Here is a 17,857-nt window from a genome sequence, read left to right as displayed (position 1 = left end):
AACATGGATGAACGCGTCTTTCGATACAAAGCCGGCGAGCCGATTCCCGAATGGGATTGGAAACATCGCTTACCTATTGATCAGCCTGTTGGGCCAGAATGCAAGGATACCAGTACGATCTTCAGGATCAATTCAATCTACATGGACGTTACAGATCAGCCGTATCGGGAGCGACAGTGGCAAGCTGCTGGTGTCCTTACTGCTTGCTTTGGAGCGGTATCAATTTTGTGGTTTGCAGTCTTCATGTTCCGAAATCCTCCTAGGGAATTCGTTATCACTCTACTTTTTCTCTGGCTTGTAGTCTTCCTCAGTTTCGGCTTGTTTCTATATGTTGCAGTGAAGTTCGGGCGCGATGAATTCTTTTCCTTAAGCAGAAGGCCAATTCGTTTCAATCGCAAAGAGAAAAAACTCTATGCTATCCGCCGCCGCCGTTTCTTTTCCACGCCAGGCCAAGGTGACATCACATGGGAAATCCCCTGGGATGAAAACACCATCTTTTGCATACACAGGGGAACGGCCAACCACAAGCACACCTATCACATCCGTCATTACGAAGTGGATGACGAGGGTAACGTAGTCCGAGCCTTTGCGATCGGCAGGAAGTGGGAAGGGCAAGAATGCCTCGATGGCCTGCTGTCGCAGTGGAACTACTGGTGCTGGTACATGAATCATGGTCCGGAAAAGTTGCCCAAGCCACTGCTTTTCTTCAAGGAAAAGGAGGACATGATGGAGAGTTTTCTGTTCTGCATGTACGACTTTGGGATGCGCGCCAGTGCGGCTTATCGGATAACGATGATGCCGTTTATTCTGTTCATGACCTGCCTGCGTCTAATAGCCCTTTGGACTTGCCGCGATCCTGTCTGGCCCGAAGATGTTAGCAGAGTCAGCCGGATCGAACTCGACGATCCCTACGATGAACCGTGCGGAAAAACGCCAATAGGATGGGCTGAGACAGCCGACGCTTTGAACCGCAATCAATATCCAGACGGCGATAAAAAACCAATGGAAAACTGGAGCGGTGAAAAGGATCCAGTCGCCAATGCGCTTTTATGGGCATCTGAAATTCCTCCCAAATTTATTAAAAATGGATGAACGCATTTTTCAGTTTAAAGCTGGTCGTCCCATTCCCGAATGGGATCTGAAGCATCGCTTACCCATAAACAAACCTGTTGGTCCGGAGTGCCAAGATACAAGTACCGTCTTCCGGATCAATTCGACTTTTATGGATGTGTCAGACCAGCCGTACAGAGAACGACAGTGGCTGGCAGGAGGCGTCCTGGTCTCTTGCTTGGGGGTGGTCGGGGGAATCTGGAGCTACTACCTTACGAGGGTGCTGTATCCAGATGCTGGTGGAATTCTAGGTGATCTATATTGCTTGGCCATCACGGTTCTGTTTGGCTACTTCGCTTTCAGGAACGGAAGAGACGAATTTTTTTCACTTAAGCGCCGTCCCATTCGTTTCAATCGCAAAGAGAAAAAAATTTACGCCATTCGGCGTCGCCGGTTCTTTGTCAAGCCTGGTCAAGGCGATATCACTTGGGAAGTCCCTTGGGATGAAAACGCCATATTCTGCATTCACCGCGGATATTCCAATCACAGAAACACCTATCACATCCGTCATTACGAAGTGGATGAGGAAGGTAACGTGATCCGTGCCTTTGCGATCGGACGGAAGTGGGAAGGGCAAGAATGCCTCGATGGTCTGCTGTCGCAGTGGAACTACTGGTGCTGGTACATGAATCACGGCCCGGAAGAGTTGCCCAAGCCACTGCTCTTCTTCAAAGAAGAGGAGGACATGCTGGAGAGTTTCCTGTTCTGCATGTATGACTTTGGGATGCGTGCCAGTGCGGCGTATCGCATTAGCATGATGCCTTTCATTTTGCTCTTGACGAGTCATCGCCTGATGGCCCTTTGGACCTGCCGCGATCCTGTCTGGCCAAACTATGTCAGCAGAGTCAGCGGTATCGAATCCGACGATCCCCATGATGAGCCGCGCGGCAACACCCCAATAGGCTGGGCCGAGACGACCCATGCAATCAATCGCATGGATTATCCCGATGGCGATAAAAAGACAATGGAAAACTGGAGCGGTGAAAAGGATCCAGTCGCCAATGCGCTTTTATGGGCATCTGAAATTCCTCCCAAATTTATTAAAAATGGATGAACGCATTTTTCAGTTTAAAGCTGGTCGTCCCATTCCCGAATGGGATCTGAAGCATCGTTTGTCCATCCGAAACCCGGTTGGTCCAGAATGCAAAGACACGAGTACCATTTTTCGGATCAACTCTACCTATATGGATGTGACAGAGCAGCCATTCAGAGACAGACAATGGCAATCCGGAGCGGTCCTCACTGCTTGCTTTGGAGCGTTATCATTTTTATGGCTTGCCGGATTCATGATCCTTCATCCACCTGAAGAATTTGTCGCCACTCTAATCCTCCCTTGGCTTGTTGTTGTTCTCAGTCTCGGTTTGTTCGTCTACATCGCGGTGAGGTTGGGGCGCGATGAATTCTTTTCCTTAAGCAGAAGGCCCATCCGTTTCAATCGCAAAGAGAAGAAGCTCTACGCTATTCGGCGTCGCCGGTTCTTCGCCAAACCGGGTCAAGGCGATATCACTTGGGAAGTCGCTTGGTCTGAAAACACAATCTTCTGCATTCATCGCGGATATTCGAATTACAGGAACACCTATCACATTCGTCATTACGAAGTGGATGAAGACGGTAACGTTGTCCGTGCCTTTTCGATCGGCCGGAAATGGGAAGGGCAAGAATGCCTCGATGGCCTGCTGTCGCAGTGGAACTACTGGTGCTGGTACATGAATCACGGTCCGGAAAAGTTGCCCAAGCCACTGCTTTTCTTCAAGGAAAAAGAGGACATGCTGGAGAGTTTTCTGTTCTGCATGTACGACTTTGGGATGCGCGCCAGTGCGGCTTATCGGATAACGATGATGCCGTTTATTCTGTTCATGACCTGCCTGCGTCTAATAGCCCTTTGGACTTGCCGCGATCCTGTCTGGCCAAACTATGTCAGCAGAGTCAGCGGTATCGAATCCGGCGATCCCTACGATGAGCCGCGCGGCAACACCCCGATAGGCTGGGCCGAGACGACCCAAGCGATCAATCGCAAGGATTATCCCGACGGCGATAAAACAGCAATGAAAAACTGGCGCGGCGAGAAGGACGCACTCTTGAATGCATTGCTCTGGGCGGCGGATACGCCCTCCCTGAAAGAGGAAATATCCAAGGCCAAGACCGCTCGTCCTTAGACCAAGCTGCCCTATGTCCGGTCATTGTTTGGCCGCCTGCAGCGTGCGCCACACCTCCACCGCCGTCTGCGCAAAAGTCCCGATGCAGGGATTGGTATTGTCCTTGTTCCAGATCACCGCCACTTCCACCATCGGTGCGCCGATGAGCGGCTTGAAGACGGTGGTCTCCAGATGCATGGCCTGCATCGAGGTGGGCACCAGGGCCACGCCCAGGCCTTCGCCGACCAGGTTGACGATGGTCTGCTGCAGGTTGGTCTCCAGCACGATGCGCGGGCGGAAGCCGTGCAGCTGGCAGTGCTGTTGGATCAGGTCGTACACCGCCGGCGCAATCGTGCGCGGAATACTGATGAAGGCATCTTCGGCCAGTTCGGCCGCCGAGATGTCGGGTCTTGCGGCCAGGCGGTGCCCGCGCGGCAGTACCGCCAGCAAGGGCTCGGCATAGATGGTGTGGCTGTCGAGGCGGCGGCAATCCTCGGGGCGGTACATGATGCCCACGTCGATCTTCTCGTCCTCGATGTCACTGGCCAGCAGGTTGGGCACATATTCGCTCAGGCGCATGTCCACTTCCGGATAGGCCGCCGAATAATGGCGCGTGACGGCGGGCAGGATGTTGTAGGCCGAGGACATCATGAACCCCACCTTCAGCGCGCCACTCTGCCCGGTGCTCGACGAGGCCACGTTGCGCTTGGCCCGCTCCAGCGCCTTGAAAATTTCTGTGGTGTCGCGATAAAAATATCTGCCCGCCGCCGTCAGCTGGATGGCGCGTTTGCTGCGGTCGAACAAGGGCGCGCCCAGGGCTTTTTCCAGCGCCGCAATCTGCCGTGTGAGCGGCGGTTGCGAGATGTGCAGCAATTGCGCCGCACGGCCGAAATGCAGGGTTTCTGCTACGGTGCGGAAATAGGTGAGATGTCTCAGCTCGATCATTTGATACCTTCAAGGTATTGATTCTGTCTGTACATTGTATTGGAAGTCATGGAAGGGACTGGCTATTCTTGCCCGCAGACGTGCCTGACGACACGTCCGCCGGCCCCGCCACAGGCGGGTTCCCGCGCATCACGAACCCGCGCCGCAAGACGCCGGGTCGACCAGAAAACAGTCCAAGAAAGCAGTCCAAGACAGGAGACCATCATGCCCACCACCCCGGTAGCGCAGCCCTTGCCTGACAGCGACGTTTGCTCCCCCTCTGCTCACCGTTCGACGTCCTCGCGCACCGCGCCGCGTTACCGCGACCTCGCTCAGCTCGCGGCCGGTGACGCGCTGATGGGCGCGCTGATCGAACGCGGCAAGCGTCTCATCGACCGTGGCATTGCCGTGCTGATCCTGGGCGAGAGCGGTACCGGCAAGGAATATCTCGCCCGCGCCCTGCATGACTACAGCGCGCGCCGCCAGGCCAGCTGGATCGCCGTCAACTGCGCATCCATCCCCGAGAGCCTGGCCGAAAGCGAACTCTTCGGTTACTGCAAGGGCGCGTTCTCGGGAGCGCTGCCCGCTGGCATGAAGGGCAAGGTCCAGCAGGCCGATGGCGGCACGCTCTTCCTCGATGAAATCGGCGACATGCCCCTGGCCTTGCAGACGCGCCTGTTGCGCGTGCTCTCCGAACGCGAGGTGATCCCGCTGGGAGCAACGCGTGCGGTGCCGGTGGACCTGCAACTGATCTGCGCCACCCATCAGGACTTGAAGAGCCTGTTCGCCCAGGGTCGCTTCCGTGAAGACCTCTATTACCGCATCGCCGGCGGCGTGCTGCGCCTGCCTGCGCTGCGCGAACGCAGTGACCGGCGCCGCCTGGTGATGCAGATGATCGCCGATGAGCTGGGCCGCCCGGCCGATGCCGGGGTGCTCGACCCGGCTGCGCTGCAACGCCTGCTGGCCTATCCCTGGCCGGGCAATCTGCGCCAGCTGCATGCGGCCATCCGCTACAGCTGTGCAGTCATGAATGGCGCGCGCATCGAACTGCATGACCTGCCGGAAGAGCTGATCCAGTTCCAGCCGGCCGCGCTGGCGCAGGTGCTGAGCCTGCATCGCCCGGCACCGGCCCGGCCCCTGGATACCGGGCGTGTCGGCACTGTCGGTGATGCGTCGGGGGATGAGCGCACCCGCGTCATCGAAGCCCTCAACGGCAGTCGCTGGAACATCTCCGCTGCTTCCCGGCAACTGGGGATGTGCCGGGCCTCGCTGTATCGCAAGCTGCGCCAGCTGGAGATTCCGCATGTGCGGGATCAGGCCGTGCCGGCTCATGCGGCTCATGCGAATTATGCGGCCTGTGCCGTGGCCTGAATTTCCGTAAATCATTTACGCAGGCTGCATTTTCCTGCATTAAATTTTTGTTAATGCTCTTTCGCTTGTCATTTACTTGACATAAATGCCCGTTACTCTCATGCAGTCAAAAAGGGATAAGGGAAAGCGCCACCATCGGCGCCATGTTCAAGCGAGTGGGGATTGCGTAAGCCGTTATCGTTCGAGCCCGCAGGGCTGCTGACCAGACTGCTCGCGGGCAGAGGCGTGTCTGCGGGGCTGGTGCTGCTCGCGGCCGGGGCGTTGTCGCTGCTCTGGTATTTCACCATCATCCGTATCGAAAACGAGAAGCAGCTGGCCATCGCCGGCTCCATCGCCGACAGCCGCAACGTCGCCGCCATCGTCTCGGCCAACCTTGAGGAAGTGCTGGGCAAGACGCTGCTGTATTCCCGCATCGGCCAGTCCATGCTCAATGGCGAGCAATCCTCGTCAGCGTATTTCAATCCACTGTTCAATGGCGATTCGGCCTACCTGCGGGTGGCCATGTTCGATGCGCGCGGGCGGCTGGTCTATTCCTCCGCACGCCAAAAGAGCGAGCCCGAACTGAGCCGGCTCATCAATGCCGGCTTCATGAGTTCGCTCACCACTGCCGGCGAGCAGAGCACTATGATCATCAAGCCACCGCTGAATCGCGACGGCTACAGCTGGCGCGTGCCGCTGCTGATCCCGCTGCTCGATGGCAAGGGCGCGCTGCAGGGATTCTTCGCGGCCATCCTCGATCTCGGTTATTTCCTCAAGACCTATGAAGAGGTCAGCGTGGACGGTGCCAGTCGCATCGAGATCATCAATGCCGCCGGGCTGCAGCTGGCCGAGCTGGCCGGTGGCATTCTCTCGGGCGGTTCCAATTATGCCGGGCAGGAGTACGCCACCTTCCTGCTGACCGGCAAGGGCGATGGCCTGATCCATGCGCTGCGTCCGGGCGAGGCGGCACAGCAGGTGGGCGTGCAGCGACGGCTCACGCATTATCCGCTGGCGGTGGTGGTCAGCCGCGACCAGCAGGTGCTGCTGGGCAAGCTGCGGCCGGCGCACCGGCAGTATTACCTGCAGGCCATCCTGATCTCGCTGCTGGTGGTGGTGCTCTCGGGTGGCCTGATCAGCATGGCGCACCGGCGCCGTTTCCTGTACGAGAAGCTGGTCTATTCGGAGCGCGAGAAGAGCGGACTGATCCACCAGCTGGAACAGGAAAAGAGCCGCGCCTATCAGCTGGCCTCGCATGACTACCTGACCGGCATTCCCAACCGCATGCTGTTTCATGAGCTGGCCAGCACCGAACTCTCGCGGGCGCGGCGCAGCCGCAATCTGTATGCGCTGTTCTTCCTCGACCTGGACAAGTTCAAGCTCATCAACGATACCCAGGGTCATGCCGTGGGCGATGCGCTGCTGCAGGAAGTGGCCCGCCGCCTGCGCGCGGCCGTGCGCGAATACGACCTGGTGGCGCGTCTGGGCGGGGACGAATTCGTGGTGCTGGTCTCGGAAATCCGCAGCGAAGAAATCGTTGCCGAGATCGCCGACAAGCTGGTCGAAACCCTGCGCGCCCCTTATACCGACCTGCTCGGCTGCGAGGTGGAGACCGCACCCAGCATCGGCATCGCGCTCTATCCGCGCGATGGCCAGAACATCACCACCCTGATGACCAATGCCGACTCGGCCATGTACACCGCCAAGAGCGCGGGCAGCGGCCTGTATCGTTTCTACGATGCCTCGCTCAATGCCATCGCCGTACGCGGGCTGGAGCTGCTGGGACGCTTTCGCCAGGCCATCCGGGAAAACGAATTCTGTCTGCATTACCAGCCCAAGGTGGCCTTGCAGGATTATCGTGTGGTCGGCATGGAGGCGCTGATCCGCTGGCAGCATCCGGAGCATGGCCTGATCTATCCGGGCGAATTCATCGGCCTGGCCGAAACCCATGACCTGGTGCAGCCGCTGGGCCACTGGATCATCGAGGCGGTGTGCCGCCAGCTGGCGCAATGGCGCGATGCCGGCCTGGCGCTGGTGCCGGTGGCCATCAACGTCTCGGCCAAGCAGTTGAATGACGAGCGCCTCATCGCGACCGTGCGCGAGGCGTTGCAGCGCCATCGGCTGCCAGCGCGGTGGCTGGAGATCGAAGTCACCGAGAGCTGCTTCATCACCGACCTCGAGCAGGCGCGCCAGACCCTGGAGAAGCTGCGCGACGAAGGCCTGCGCATCTATCTGGACGACTATGGGACCGGCTATTCCAGCCTCAGTCACATCAAGGCGTTGCCGGTGTATGCGCTCAAGATAGACCGCTCCTTCGTGCGCGACATCCGCAACGACAACAGCGACGGCATGATCGTCGCCTCCACCGTCACGCTGGCGCGCAATCTCGGCCTGAAGGTAGTGGCCGAGGGGGTGGAAACGCGCGAACAGCTGATGCACCTGAAACTGATGGGTTGCGACGAAGTGCAGGGCTTCTATCTGCAGCGCCCGGTCGCGGCCGCGCAGCTGGTGCCGCTCTTGCAGAAAGGCAGGTTTGATCTCGCATGAAGACCTTGATTGCGGCCTTGTTGCTGGCCAGCGCCAGCGCGTACGCCGCGCCGCCGCACACCGCCGCCAGGACCGCCTGCGAACGGCCGCAGCGGCTGCGTTTTTCCTTCGTCCCGCAGGGGCGCGACAGCGACCAGCAATCATCCCTCAATCCGCTGGCGGAGGAATTGCGGGAGCGCCTGAAGATGCCGGTGGATGTGATCGTTCCGACTTCCTACGGCGGCGTCGTCGAAGGCCTGATCGCCGGCGCCATCGATGTGGCGCGGCTGGGTCCGGCCTCCTATGTGACGGCGCACAAGGGCGATCCACAGATCACGCCGTTCGCGTCGATGGAACAGGTGGAACCCAATTTCGCTGCGCAGGGTGGTGTCTCCTCGGTGTATTACGCACTGCTCATCACGCGCCAGCAGGGGCCGTATGACAGCGTGGCCTCGCTCAGGGGGAAGGTGCTGGCACTGGCCGATCCGGAGAGCACCTCGGGCGCGCTGATCCCGCGCCATCTGTTTGCGCGCCAGTACAAGCTGCAGTTCGATCACTATTTCTCGCGCATCGGTTATGCGGGCAATCATGAGAAGGCCGTCATGGCCGTGCTCAGCCACAACGCCGATGCCGCCTTCGTGGCCAGTACCAATCTCTCGCGCATGATCAGCGATGGCCGGCTCAAGAAGAGCGATGTGCGGGTACTATGGCGGTCCGGGGCGATTCCCTTCGACCCCTTCGTCTATCGCGGCCAGTTGTGCGCCGATATCCGCAACAAGATCCGTGAGGTGTTCCTGGACCAGAACGCGCTGCGCGTGAAGCTGACCCTGGACAACCTGCGCGCCACGCACTTCGTGCCGGTGCGCGACGCCGATTACGAGATCATTCGCGCGCTGCCCTGAAGCCTGGCCGGGCGGCGCCTTGCAGCAGAGGAGAGGGTTTGCCCAAGGTATTCGTCTACGGTTCGCTCAAGCGCGGCCAATCCAATGCCTTCATGATGGAAGGCGCACGCTTCGTGGCGCCGGCCCGCAGCGTGCGATGCTGGCGGCTGGTGGCCTTGCCGCACTATCCGGCGCTGGTGCGGGAAGAAGGCCCCTGCCGGATTACGGGCGAAGTGTGGGAAGTCCCCGCACCGATGATGGCGGTGCTGGACCGCTTCGAAGAAGTGCCGGCGCTCTATACGCGCCATGAGATCGAGGTGGAACTGGAGGCCCCGGCCGGCGCCGCTGCGGGCAACTTGCTGATGGCCCATGCGTATTTCATGCCGGCCGCCCTGGCCGCTGCCGGGCGCGAGCTGCACGGGGGCTGCTGGCCGGCATGACGGGCTGGCTGCAGGGAGGTTTATTCCGCCAGCAGCGTCTCGATATCGGAAATCATTTCCTCTGGACGGGTCTGCGGCGCATAGCGCTTGAAGACGGTGCCGTCACGGCGCACCAGGAACTTGGTGAAATTCCACTTGATGGCCTTGCTGCCCAAGAGGCCCGGCGCTTCCTTCTTCAGATACTGGTAGAGCGGATCGGCGTGTTCGCCATTGACGTCGATCTTGGCAAAGAGCGGGAAGCTCACGCCATAGTTCTTTTCGCAGAAGGCGCCGATCTCCTCGGCATTGCCCGGCTCCTGCGCACCGAACTGATTGCAGGGGAAGGCCATCACTTCCAGCCCGCGTGCATGGAACTGGCGGTGGATCGCTTCCAGTCCGTTGTATTGCGGGGTGAAGCCGCACTTGCTGGCGGTATTGACGATGAGCAGCACCTTGCCGCGCAGCTGTTGCAGCGGGAAGGGCGTCTGGTCGGCCAGCTTGGGCTGGAAATCGTAGAGAGTGGTCATGATCGTTCCTTGAAGGCTGGCATCAATGTGGTCGCCATTCTAAACCGCCACGGCCTGCATCACAGCAGCAGGCCCTGTTCCCGCGCCGTCTGTGCACGGATGCGGCCCTGCTGCACCAGCAGCGCCACGCTGGCCTGCAGCGTCTGCATGCCTTGCGCGGCACCGGCCTGCATGGCCGAGAGCAGTTGCGCGCTGCGGCCTTCGCGGATCAGGTTGCGCACCGCCGGGGTGGCTACCAGCACCTCATGAGCGGCCACGCGCGCACCGCCGTCGGCCGCCGGCAGCAGGGTCTGGGCAACGATGCCCTGCAGCGCCTCGGCCAGCAGCGCACGCGCGGCCTCCTGCTCGCCGCCGGGGAAGCCATCGATGATGCGGTCCACCGCCCGCGCCGCCGAGGCCGCATGCAGGGTGGCCAGCACCAGATGGCCGGTCTCGGCGGCGGTCAGCGCAAGGCGCAGGGTCTCGGTGTCGCGCAGCTCACCCACCAGCAGCACGTCCGGATCTTCGCGCAGCGCCGCGCGCAGGGCCTGGGCGAAGCTGGCGACATGGGTGCCGATTTCGCGCTGGGTGATCAGCGCGCGGTGCGGTTCGTGCAGGAATTCGATGGGATCTTCGAGAGTCAGGATGTGCACCGGCCGGGTTTCATTGATGTGCCGGATCATGGCGGCCAGGGTGCTGCTCTTGCCCGCGCCGGTGGGGCCGCTGACCAGCACCAGCCCGTGCGGGCGCAGCGCCAGTTCGGCACACGGCGGCGGTGCGCCCAGCTCGGTGAGCGAGGGCGGCTGCTGGCCCAGGTGGCGGATGGCGGCGGCCGGGCCGCGTTGCTGGTGGAAGGCGTGGACGCGGAAGCGGCCCAGTCCCGGCAGGGCCAGGGCGAAGTCGCAATCGGCCCCGGCGGTATAGCGCGACTGCAGTGCCGCTGGCATCACCGCCAGCAGGGATTGCTGCAGTTGCGCCCCCTCCAGGGCGTGCAGGTTGATGCGGCGGATCGCCCCGTGGACCCGCAACAGCGGCGCCAGCCCTGCACAAAGATGCAGATCGGAAGCCTGATTCCTGACGGCAAATGCCAGTAGGGTGGCAATGTCCATTTATAATCCCGGCAAGGTTGGACCAACAATATCGTTTATCTCCCTGCAGGCTCGCCCCTTCCGGCTCCCGGATTATGTCGTCAATCGCTCAACACTTGCAACACGTGCAACAACAGATCGCCCAAGCGGCCGCCCAGGCCGGGCGGGCAGCGTCCTCGGTGCAATTGCTGGCCGTCTCCAAGACCTTCGGGCCGCAGGCGGTAGCCGAAGCGGTGGCGGCCGGGCAGCGCGCCTTCGGTGAAAATTATTTACAGGAAGCCCTCGACAAGATCGCGGCCCTGCCGGCGCTGGTGCCGGACACTCCGCTGGAATGGCATTTCATCGGCCCCATCCAGAGCAACAAGACCCGGCCCATCGCCGGCCACTTCGACTGGGTGCATTCGGTGGATCGTCTCAAGATCGCGCAGCGCCTGTCCGAACAGCGGCCCGAGGAACTGGCGCCGCTCAACATTTGTCTGCAGGTCAACATCAGTGCCGAAGAAAGCAAGAGCGGCCTGACCCCCGCGGAATTGCCCGAGGTCGCCGTCCAGGTGGCGCAACTGCCCCGGCTGCGTCTGCGCGGCCTGATGGCCATTCCCGCGCCCAGCGACGATATGAAGCAACAGCGCGCCGCGTTTGCTGCCGTGCGTGGCCTGTATGAACAATTGCGCGCCAGCGGACTGGCGCTCGATACTCTGTCCATGGGCATGTCGGCCGATCTGGCCGCTGCCGTGGCCGAAGGAGCCACCATCGTGCGCATCGGCAGCGCCATTTTCGGGGCGCGGCATTACGGGTGAAACGGCCCGTATGAAGTTTTCAACCAAAAATCATCAGCCTCACACAAGACACAAGGAGCGGAAGTGAAGATAGCGTTTATCGGCGGCGGCAACATGGCAGCGGCATTGATCGGCGGACTGGCCGGCAAGGTCGCGGCGGCAGAAGACATCCACGTGGTCGATCTCAATGCCGATGCGCTGCAATCGCTCAAGGACAAGTTCGGCGTCTGCACCGCGCAGGCCATCGATGGCACCATCGCCAGCGTGGACGTGGTGGTGCTGGCCGTGAAGCCGCAGCAGATGCGCGAGGTGGTGGCCAGCATGAAGCCCTTCATCGGCGCGCAGCTGATCGTCTCGATTGCTGCCGGCATCCGCATGGCGGACCTGTCGCGCTGGCTGGATGGCCACCAGGCCATCGTGCGCGCCATGCCCAATACCCCGGCCCTGATCGGCAAGGGCATTTCGGGCGTGGTGCCGCATGCGCAGGTGTCGACCCTGCAGCGCGCACAGGCCGATTCCATCCTCAAGGCCGTGGGCGAGACCGTCTGGCTCGATAGCGAAGACAAGCTCGATGCGGTCACTGCCGTCTCCGGCAGCGGCCCGGCCTACGTGTTCTATTTCCTCGAAGCGATGGAACAGGCGGCCGTGCAGCTGGGCCTGTCGGCGCAAGACGGCCTGCAACTGGCCAAGGCCACCTTTGCCGGCGCCACCGAACTGGCGCGCCGCTCCGATGAATCGGTGGCGACTCTGCGCGAGCGCGTCACCTCCAAGGGCGGCACCACCTATGCCGCGCTGACCAGCCTGGAGCAGGCAGGCGTGAAAGGCGCCATCGTCGATGCCCTGCAAGCCGCCGCCCGCCGCAGCAAGGAGCTGGGCGACGAATTCGGCAAGGCCTGATGGGACGGCCCTTGTACTTTCTGATGCTGCTGGCGGCCTTGCCGCTGGCCGCTGCCGCGCTGCTGTCCGGCTGTGCTTCCACGGCCGACAACGATGGCTATTACACGGTCAAGCGCGGCGACACGCTCTACAGCATCGGTCGTGATTTCGACCAGAGTCCCGCCAATCTGCGCACCTGGAACCGCCTTCGCAATCCTGATGATCTCGAAGTCGGCCAGCGCATCCTGGTGCGCCCGCCCGTGGGTGTGGTGTCCCGTACCGGAGCCGGGGAGACACCGCGCGCGTCGTCCTCCGGCGCGGATTCGGCGCCGCGCAAGAGCGCCCGGCCTGCTGCCCGGCCTGCCCCCAAACCGCAGGACGATGACGATGCGCCGGCCGCTGCCGATGCCAAACTGGACTGGACCTGGCCCACGCAGGGCAAGTCTGCGCCCAGCGCCGACAGCTACAAGAAGGGCATCGACATCGCCGGTAGCAAGGGCCAGTCGGTGGTGGCTGCTGCGGCCGGCAAGGTCACCTATGCCGGTCACGGCATTCGCGGCTACGGCAACATGGTCATCATCAAGCACACGCCGCAGCTGCTATCGGTGTATGCGCACAATGACAGCATCCTGGTCAAGGAAGGCCAGATGGTCACGCGGGGTCAGCAGATCGCCACCATGGGCAACAGCGACACCAACACCGTCAAGCTGTATTTCGAAATCCGCCGCAACGGCAAGCCGGTCAACGTGATGGCGCTGCTTCCGGCACGCTGAGGTGCTCGCGCGCGCTGCCGTTTCAGGGCAACACAGAATCAGGAATCAACATGGCCAAACTGGAAGACATCGTGCGCCGGCAGAAGACCGGCGCCACCTTCGTCATCAGCGCACAGATGCTGCGGATGAGTCCGCGTGACTTCGACGCCATCGCCCAGGTCTGGGACGACGAAGGCGGCCCCGGTTTCAATGTGACCGGGGTGCCGTTTCGCGTGGTGGTGGAGGGGGAATTTTTCATCAGCCGGGTGACGGTGGTACGGACCACGGCTGAGGTCTGAAAGAAGAGCGTCAGTCCCGCCGCTGCAAGCGATAAACCACCGTCTCCAACGCAGTCAAGCCACGTTCAAGGAACTTGGGTTCCTTCTCCAGGATATCGCGCCGGTCGATGGCCACCGCCTCGCTGTGCGGGGCATACAGACGCAGTACTTCGTCCTCGGTCACCGAGAAGGGAGGGCCGTCCATCTTCTGCTGGTCGTATTCCAGCGTGATCAGCAGGCCGCGCGCCTGCGCTGGCAAACGGCCATAGATCTCGGCGACGTAACGCGCGCGCATGGCCGGGGGCAGCGCGATCAGGGCGGCGCGGTCATAGGCGCCCGCGCAGGCGGCCAGGGTCGCGTCTTCCAGCGCGAAGATGTCGCCGCAGATCAGCTCGATGTTGCCGGCCACGTGGTGGCGGCCCTGCGCGCTTTCATGCACCACCGGGGTCAGCTGGTGCTCGCTGAAGAATTGCGTGATGGCCACTTCCGACAATTCCACGCCCAGCACGCGATGGCCCTGTTGGGCCAGCCACAGCATGTCCAGCGACTTGCCGCACAAGGGCACAAGCACCGTGCTGCCTGCGGGCAGCGCCAGTTGCGGCCAGTACTTCTGCAGCAGCGGGGTGACCCGCTCCTGATGAAAATGGGTGCGCCCGTCGCGCCAGCGTTCCAGCCAGAATTCCGCTTCCATCTCGTCTCCCGTGTCAGCGCATCAGGTAATCCAGCGCGACGCCGGCGAAGATCGCCGCGCCCAGCCAGTTGTTGTTGTTGAAGGCCGCGAAGCAGCGCATGCGGTCGCGCTCGCGGATCAGGGTGTAGTGATACAGCGCAAAGCCGCAGGCCACCAGCATCCCCGCCGAGAACCACAGCCCCAGCCCGTATTGCAGCCCGACCACCCAGATCAGCGCCAGCGCCACCGCGTAACACAGCATGACGGCGGCCACATCGTAGCGGCCGAAGGTGATGGCCGAGGTCTTGATGCCGATCTTGAGGTCGTCGTCGCGGTCCACCATTGCATACTCGGTGTCGTAGGCCACCGCCCAGAAGACGTTGGCCACCAGCAAGATCCAGGCCGCCAGCGGCACCGTGCCGGTCACGCTGGCAAAGCCCATCGGAATGCCAAAGCCGAAGGCAATGCCCAGATAGGCCTGCGGGATGGCGAAGAAGCGCTTGAAATACGGATAGGTGCCGGCAATGATGACGGCCGCTACCGACAGTTTCATCGTCAGCGCATTGAGCGGCAGGACCAGCAGAAACGACACCAGGGCCAGCACGCCGGCCACCATGAGTGCTTCCCACGCGCTGATCTTGCCGGACGTCAACGGTCGCTGTTCGGTACGCTTCACGTGGCGGTCGAAATCGCGGTCGGCATAGTCGTTGATGGCGCAGCCGGCCGAGCGCATCAGTGCCGTGCCCAGCACGTAGATGATCAGGATGCGCCAGTCGGGCGCACCGCCGGCGGCCAGCCACAGGGCGATCAGCGTGGGCCACAGCAAGAGCAGGATGCCGATGGGTTTGTGGGCGCGCACCAGCAGCGCGTAAAGCCTGAGCCTGTTCATGGAATGTCCGCAAAAACGAAAGTCCGCATTATAATTCGCGTCGCTGTTCTCGCACTGTCGTGCTTTTCTCCGTTTACTTGGCGGAAGAATGTCGATGTGCTGAGGCAGATGCAGCGGTCCGCTGACAACGAGTAGAACTAAAAAAACTGTTTCCCATTTCCTGAGACATCCCGGGTTTCGTGCTGCAGGGCGGCATGCATTTTCTTTGCCCAACGCCAGCAGTACGGCTAATGTAACGCGGCTGTCATGGAGCGTTGTTAGCATCAAACCCCCTTTTTTCGAGAGGTCCTCTCTGATGAACATGATGAAAACGCTGATCGCCACTGGTGTCCTGGCGACGATCACTTCCTCTGCCTTCGCCGCAACCGAGATCACCTGGTGGCATTCCATGACCGGTGCCCTGGGCGAGCGCGTCAATGCCCTGGCCGACGATTTCAACAAGACCCAGAGCGACTACAAGGTAGTGCCCGTCTACAAGGGGACCTACGATGAATCGATGTCGGCCGCGATCGCCGCCTATCGTGCCGGCAATGCGCCCGACATCCTGCAGGTGTTCGAAGTGGGCACCGCCACCATGATCTACGCCAAGGGCGCGGTCAAACCGGTCTACGAAGTGATGCATCAGGCTGGCGAGAAGTTCGACCAGAACGCCTACGTGCCGGCCGTGGCGGGTTACTACTCGACGTCGAAGGGCATGATGTCCTTCCCCTTCAACAGCTCCACCACCATCATGTTCTACAACAAGGACATGTTCGCCAAGGCCGGCCTGGACCCGCAAAAGCCGCCCGTGACCTGGCAGGAACTGGTCGGCATGGCCGCCAAGATCAAGGCCAGCGGTGCATCGTGCGCTTACACCACGACCTGGCAATCGTGGGTGCATTTGGAATCGTTTTCAACCTGGCACAACGTTGAACTGGCCTCCCAGAACAACGGCTTCGGCGGCCTGGATGCGCGCCTGAAGATGAACAGCCCGCTGCACGTGCGCCACATCGAGAACCTGGCGAACTGGGCCAAGCAGGGTTACTTCACCTACGCCGGTCGCAAGGATGAGGCCAATGCCAAGTTCAACGCGGGCGAATGCGCCATCATCACCGGCTCGTCCTCGGCTTATGCGGATATCCGCAAGAACGCCAAGTTCAAGTTCGGCGTGGCACCGCTGCCTTACTACAACGACGTGCCGGGCGCACCGCAGAACACCGTCATCGGCGGCGCTTCGCTGTGGGTGATGAACGGCAAGAAGGCCGACGAATACAAGGGTGTGGCCAAGTTCTTCAGCTATCTCTCCAAGCCCGAAGTGGCGGCCAAGTGGCACCAGGACACCGGTTACCTGCCGGTCACCAAGGCGGCCTACGAGCTGACCAAGAACTCCGGTTTCTATGAGCGCAATCCGGGCACCGACGTGGCCGTCAAGCAGATGATCGTGAAGACCACCGAGAAGTCGCGCGGCCTGCGCCTGGGCAACTATGCCCAGATCCGCACGGTCTTCGACGAGGAACTGGAAAACGTCTGGACCGGCAAGAAGACCGCCAAGGAAGCCCTGGACTCCGCCGTCAAGCGCGGTGACGAACTGCTGGCCCGCTTCGAGAAGGCCAACAAGGGCAACCAGTAATTTCCCCCAGCAGTACCACCCGTCCCGCCTGAACGCGTTGACGGGCAAGGAACCGGCGGTGTCCTCCATGATCCCGGAGGACAGCGCCGGCTTCCGTTTCGGGATGTCAGGAAGCTGACATCCGGTTCCGATTCATTCAACTTTTGCGGCCGGGCGATCCCTGGTCGGAACGATCGTGGAAAAACGCGCGCGCTTCACCTCGAAGTGGTTGCCTTATCTGCTGGTGGCACCGCAGATCATCATCACTTTGCTGTTCTTCTTCTGGCCTGCGTTGCAGGCGCTGTATCAGTCCATGCTGCTGCAGGATGCCTTCGGCGGCTATTCCGAATTCGTCTGGTTCGATAATTTCAAGACCCTCTTCGGCGACCCGACCTATCTCGAATCCTTCCGCACCACCGCCATCTTCTCGGCGCTGGTGGCCTTCTTCGGGCTGGCCCTGTCGCTGCTGCTGGCGGTCTTCGCCGACCGCGTGCGCCGTGCTGCCTCGATTTACAAGACCTTCCTGATCTGGCCCTATGCGGTCTCGCCGGTGGTGGTCGGGGTGCTGTGGATGTTCCTGCTCAGCCCTTCGCTGGGCATTCTCTCGCACGTGCTGACCTGGCTGGGTCTGCCGTGGGACTACATGATCAATGGCACGCACGCCATGATCCTCATCGTCATCGCTGCCATCTGGAAGCAGATCAGCTACAACTTCCTGTTCTTCCTGGCCGGTCTGCAATCGATTCCCAAGTCGCTCATCGAAGCCGCCGCCATCGATGGTGCGGGGCCGGTCAAGCGTTTCTTCACCATCGTCTTCCCGCTGATCTCGCCGACCACCTTCTTCCTCTTCGTGGTCAACGTGGTCTATGCCTTCTTCGATACCTTCGTCATCGTCGACGCCACCACCCACGGCGGCCCCGGCAAGGATACCGAGATCCTGGTCTACAAGGTCTTCTCGGATGGTTTCAAGGGCGGTGACCTGGGTGGTTCGGCGGCGCAATCGGTGGTGCTCATGGGTCTGGTGATCCTGTTGACCGTGGTGCAGTTCAAGTACGTTGAAAAGAAGGTGCAATACGCATGAAGACCATCTGC

At 61.2% G+C, this 17,857-nt stretch carries 18 protein-coding genes; 13 read left to right on the top strand and 5 right to left on the bottom strand.

Annotated features, from left to right (window positions below; genetic code table 11):
* Positions 1-3: 3 nt before the first annotated feature.
* The 3 genes from AACH55_RS19655 to AACH55_RS19645 are packed head-to-tail and all read left to right on the top strand — an operon-like array spanning position 4 to position 3,266.
* Positions 4-1,092 (top strand): DUF6708 domain-containing protein, encoded by a 1,089-nt coding sequence (locus AACH55_RS19655; RefSeq protein WP_338716322.1) that lies wholly within the window; start codon positions 4-6, stop codon positions 1,090-1,092.
* Positions 1,085-2,164, top strand: a complete 1,080-nt coding sequence (locus tag AACH55_RS19650) for a DUF6708 domain-containing protein (RefSeq protein ID WP_338716321.1) — start codon at positions 1,085-1,087, stop codon at positions 2,162-2,164. The genes AACH55_RS19655 and AACH55_RS19650 overlap by 8 nt, the downstream gene beginning before the upstream one ends.
* A complete protein-coding gene (locus AACH55_RS19645; RefSeq protein WP_338720363.1) occupies positions 2,157-3,266 on the top strand; it encodes a DUF6708 domain-containing protein in 1,110 nt (369 codons plus the stop codon). Before AACH55_RS19650 ends, AACH55_RS19645 begins: the two co-directional genes overlap by 8 nt.
* 21 nt (positions 3,267-3,287) lie before the next feature.
* On the opposite strand, the gene AACH55_RS19640 is transcribed toward AACH55_RS19645, so the two are convergent.
* A complete protein-coding gene (locus AACH55_RS19640; protein ID WP_338716320.1) occupies positions 3,288-4,190 on the bottom strand; it encodes a LysR family transcriptional regulator in 903 nt (300 codons plus the stop codon).
* A 204-nt stretch (positions 4,191-4,394) separates the two neighbouring features.
* On the opposite strand from AACH55_RS19640, the gene AACH55_RS19635 reads away from it, so the two are divergent.
* The 4 genes from AACH55_RS19635 (at position 4,395) to AACH55_RS19620 (ending at position 9,363) form a co-directional block, all read left to right on the top strand.
* The gene (locus AACH55_RS19635; protein WP_338716319.1) at positions 4,395-5,540 is read left to right on the top strand and encodes a sigma 54-interacting transcriptional regulator; all 1,146 of its coding nucleotides are present in this window, start codon (positions 4,395-4,397) and stop codon (positions 5,538-5,540) included.
* A gap of 237 nt (positions 5,541-5,777) precedes the next feature.
* The gene (locus AACH55_RS19630; RefSeq protein ID WP_338720360.1) at positions 5,778-8,063 is read left to right on the top strand and encodes an EAL domain-containing protein; all 2,286 of its coding nucleotides are present in this window, start codon (positions 5,778-5,780) and stop codon (positions 8,061-8,063) included.
* Positions 8,060-8,944 (top strand): phosphate/phosphite/phosphonate ABC transporter substrate-binding protein, encoded by an 885-nt coding sequence (locus AACH55_RS19625; RefSeq protein ID WP_338716318.1) that lies wholly within the window; start codon positions 8,060-8,062, stop codon positions 8,942-8,944. The genes AACH55_RS19630 and AACH55_RS19625 overlap by 4 nt, the downstream gene beginning before the upstream one ends.
* Positions 8,945-8,982: 38 nt before the next feature.
* Complete coding sequence (locus AACH55_RS19620; RefSeq protein WP_338716317.1) at positions 8,983-9,363, top strand: gamma-glutamylcyclotransferase family protein; 381 nt, start codon at positions 8,983-8,985, stop codon at positions 9,361-9,363.
* A gap of 20 nt (positions 9,364-9,383) precedes the next feature.
* On the opposite strand, the gene AACH55_RS19615 is transcribed toward AACH55_RS19620, so the two are convergent.
* Together AACH55_RS19615 and AACH55_RS19610 are read right to left on the bottom strand one after the other, a co-directional pair.
* A complete protein-coding gene (locus AACH55_RS19615) occupies positions 9,384-9,869 on the bottom strand; it encodes a glutathione peroxidase (protein ID WP_338716316.1) in 486 nt (161 codons plus the stop codon).
* A gap of 59 nt (positions 9,870-9,928) precedes the next feature.
* Complete coding sequence (locus AACH55_RS19610) at positions 9,929-10,957, bottom strand: PilT/PilU family type 4a pilus ATPase (protein ID WP_338716315.1); 1,029 nt, start codon at positions 10,955-10,957, stop codon at positions 9,929-9,931.
* A 74-nt stretch (positions 10,958-11,031) separates the two neighbouring features.
* On the opposite strand from AACH55_RS19610, the gene AACH55_RS19605 reads away from it, so the two are divergent.
* From AACH55_RS19605 to AACH55_RS19590, 4 genes are all read left to right on the top strand, one after another.
* Entirely contained in the window at positions 11,032-11,733 is a 702-nt protein-coding gene (locus AACH55_RS19605) for a YggS family pyridoxal phosphate-dependent enzyme (RefSeq protein ID WP_338716314.1), read from the top strand.
* A 63-nt stretch (positions 11,734-11,796) separates the two neighbouring features.
* Positions 11,797-12,609: a pyrroline-5-carboxylate reductase gene (gene proC / locus AACH55_RS19600; RefSeq protein WP_338716313.1), complete on the top strand. Its 813-nt coding sequence runs from the start codon at positions 11,797-11,799 to the stop codon at positions 12,607-12,609.
* Complete coding sequence (locus AACH55_RS19595) at positions 12,609-13,361, top strand: peptidoglycan DD-metalloendopeptidase family protein (protein WP_338716312.1); 753 nt, start codon at positions 12,609-12,611, stop codon at positions 13,359-13,361. The genes proC and AACH55_RS19595 overlap by 1 nt, the downstream gene beginning before the upstream one ends.
* Before the next feature lie 50 nt (positions 13,362-13,411).
* Positions 13,412-13,639, top strand: a complete 228-nt coding sequence (locus AACH55_RS19590; protein ID WP_338716311.1) for a hypothetical protein — start codon at positions 13,412-13,414, stop codon at positions 13,637-13,639.
* Positions 13,640-13,649: 10 nt separating this feature from the next.
* Here the strand turns inward: AACH55_RS19590 and AACH55_RS19585 are convergent, their stop codons facing one another.
* Together AACH55_RS19585 and ubiA are read right to left on the bottom strand one after the other, a co-directional pair.
* Positions 13,650-14,309, bottom strand: coding sequence for a thiopurine S-methyltransferase (locus AACH55_RS19585; RefSeq protein WP_338716310.1), 660 nt, complete (start codon positions 14,307-14,309; stop codon positions 13,650-13,652).
* 13 nt (positions 14,310-14,322) lie between these two features.
* A complete protein-coding gene (ubiA, locus tag AACH55_RS19580) occupies positions 14,323-15,177 on the bottom strand; it encodes a 4-hydroxybenzoate octaprenyltransferase (RefSeq protein WP_338716309.1) in 855 nt (284 codons plus the stop codon).
* Positions 15,178-15,472: 295 nt separating this feature from the next.
* Here ubiA and ugpB point away from each other — a divergent pair, with 295 nt between their 5' ends.
* Both ugpB and ugpA read left to right on the top strand, forming a co-directional pair.
* Positions 15,473-16,786, top strand: coding sequence for a sn-glycerol-3-phosphate ABC transporter substrate-binding protein UgpB (gene ugpB, locus AACH55_RS19575; protein WP_338716308.1), 1,314 nt, complete (start codon positions 15,473-15,475; stop codon positions 16,784-16,786).
* A gap of 175 nt (positions 16,787-16,961) precedes the next feature.
* Complete coding sequence (ugpA, locus tag AACH55_RS19570; protein WP_338716307.1) at positions 16,962-17,846, top strand: sn-glycerol-3-phosphate ABC transporter permease UgpA; 885 nt, start codon at positions 16,962-16,964, stop codon at positions 17,844-17,846.
* The last annotated feature ends 11 nt before the right edge of the window (positions 17,847-17,857 follow it).

The sequence above is a fragment of the Herbaspirillum sp. DW155 genome, assembly GCF_037076565.1.
Classification (GTDB): domain Bacteria; phylum Pseudomonadota; class Gammaproteobacteria; order Burkholderiales; family Burkholderiaceae_D; genus Herbaspirillum.
This window is presented reverse-complemented; position numbering and strand designations above follow the sequence as displayed.

Coding starts and splice junctions, on each gene's coding strand:
- AACH55_RS19585 (WP_338716310.1), bottom strand. CDS start 14,309: ATGGAAGCGGAATTCTGGCTGGAACGCTGGCGCGACGGGCGCACCCAT.
- ubiA (WP_338716309.1), bottom strand. CDS start 15,177: ATGAACAGGCTCAGGCTTTACGCGCTGCTGGTGCGCGCCCACAAACCC.
- AACH55_RS19625 (WP_338716318.1), top strand. CDS start 8,060: ATGAAGACCTTGATTGCGGCCTTGTTGCTGGCCAGCGCCAGCGCGTAC.
- AACH55_RS19605 (WP_338716314.1), top strand. CDS start 11,032: ATGTCGTCAATCGCTCAACACTTGCAACACGTGCAACAACAGATCGCC.
- AACH55_RS19615 (WP_338716316.1), bottom strand. CDS start 9,869: ATGACCACTCTCTACGATTTCCAGCCCAAGCTGGCCGACCAGACGCCC.
- AACH55_RS19645 (WP_338720363.1), top strand. CDS start 2,157: ATGGATGAACGCATTTTTCAGTTTAAAGCTGGTCGTCCCATTCCCGAA.
- AACH55_RS19655 (WP_338716322.1), top strand. CDS start 4: ATGGATGAACGCGTCTTTCGATACAAAGCCGGCGAGCCGATTCCCGAA.
- AACH55_RS19635 (WP_338716319.1), top strand. CDS start 4,395: ATGCCCACCACCCCGGTAGCGCAGCCCTTGCCTGACAGCGACGTTTGC.
- AACH55_RS19590 (WP_338716311.1), top strand. CDS start 13,412: ATGGCCAAACTGGAAGACATCGTGCGCCGGCAGAAGACCGGCGCCACC.
- AACH55_RS19640 (WP_338716320.1), bottom strand. CDS start 4,190: ATGATCGAGCTGAGACATCTCACCTATTTCCGCACCGTAGCAGAAACC.
- AACH55_RS19610 (WP_338716315.1), bottom strand. CDS start 10,957: ATGGACATTGCCACCCTACTGGCATTTGCCGTCAGGAATCAGGCTTCC.
- AACH55_RS19650 (WP_338716321.1), top strand. CDS start 1,085: ATGGATGAACGCATTTTTCAGTTTAAAGCTGGTCGTCCCATTCCCGAA.
- ugpB (WP_338716308.1), top strand. CDS start 15,473: ATGAACATGATGAAAACGCTGATCGCCACTGGTGTCCTGGCGACGATC.
- AACH55_RS19595 (WP_338716312.1), top strand. CDS start 12,609: ATGGGACGGCCCTTGTACTTTCTGATGCTGCTGGCGGCCTTGCCGCTG.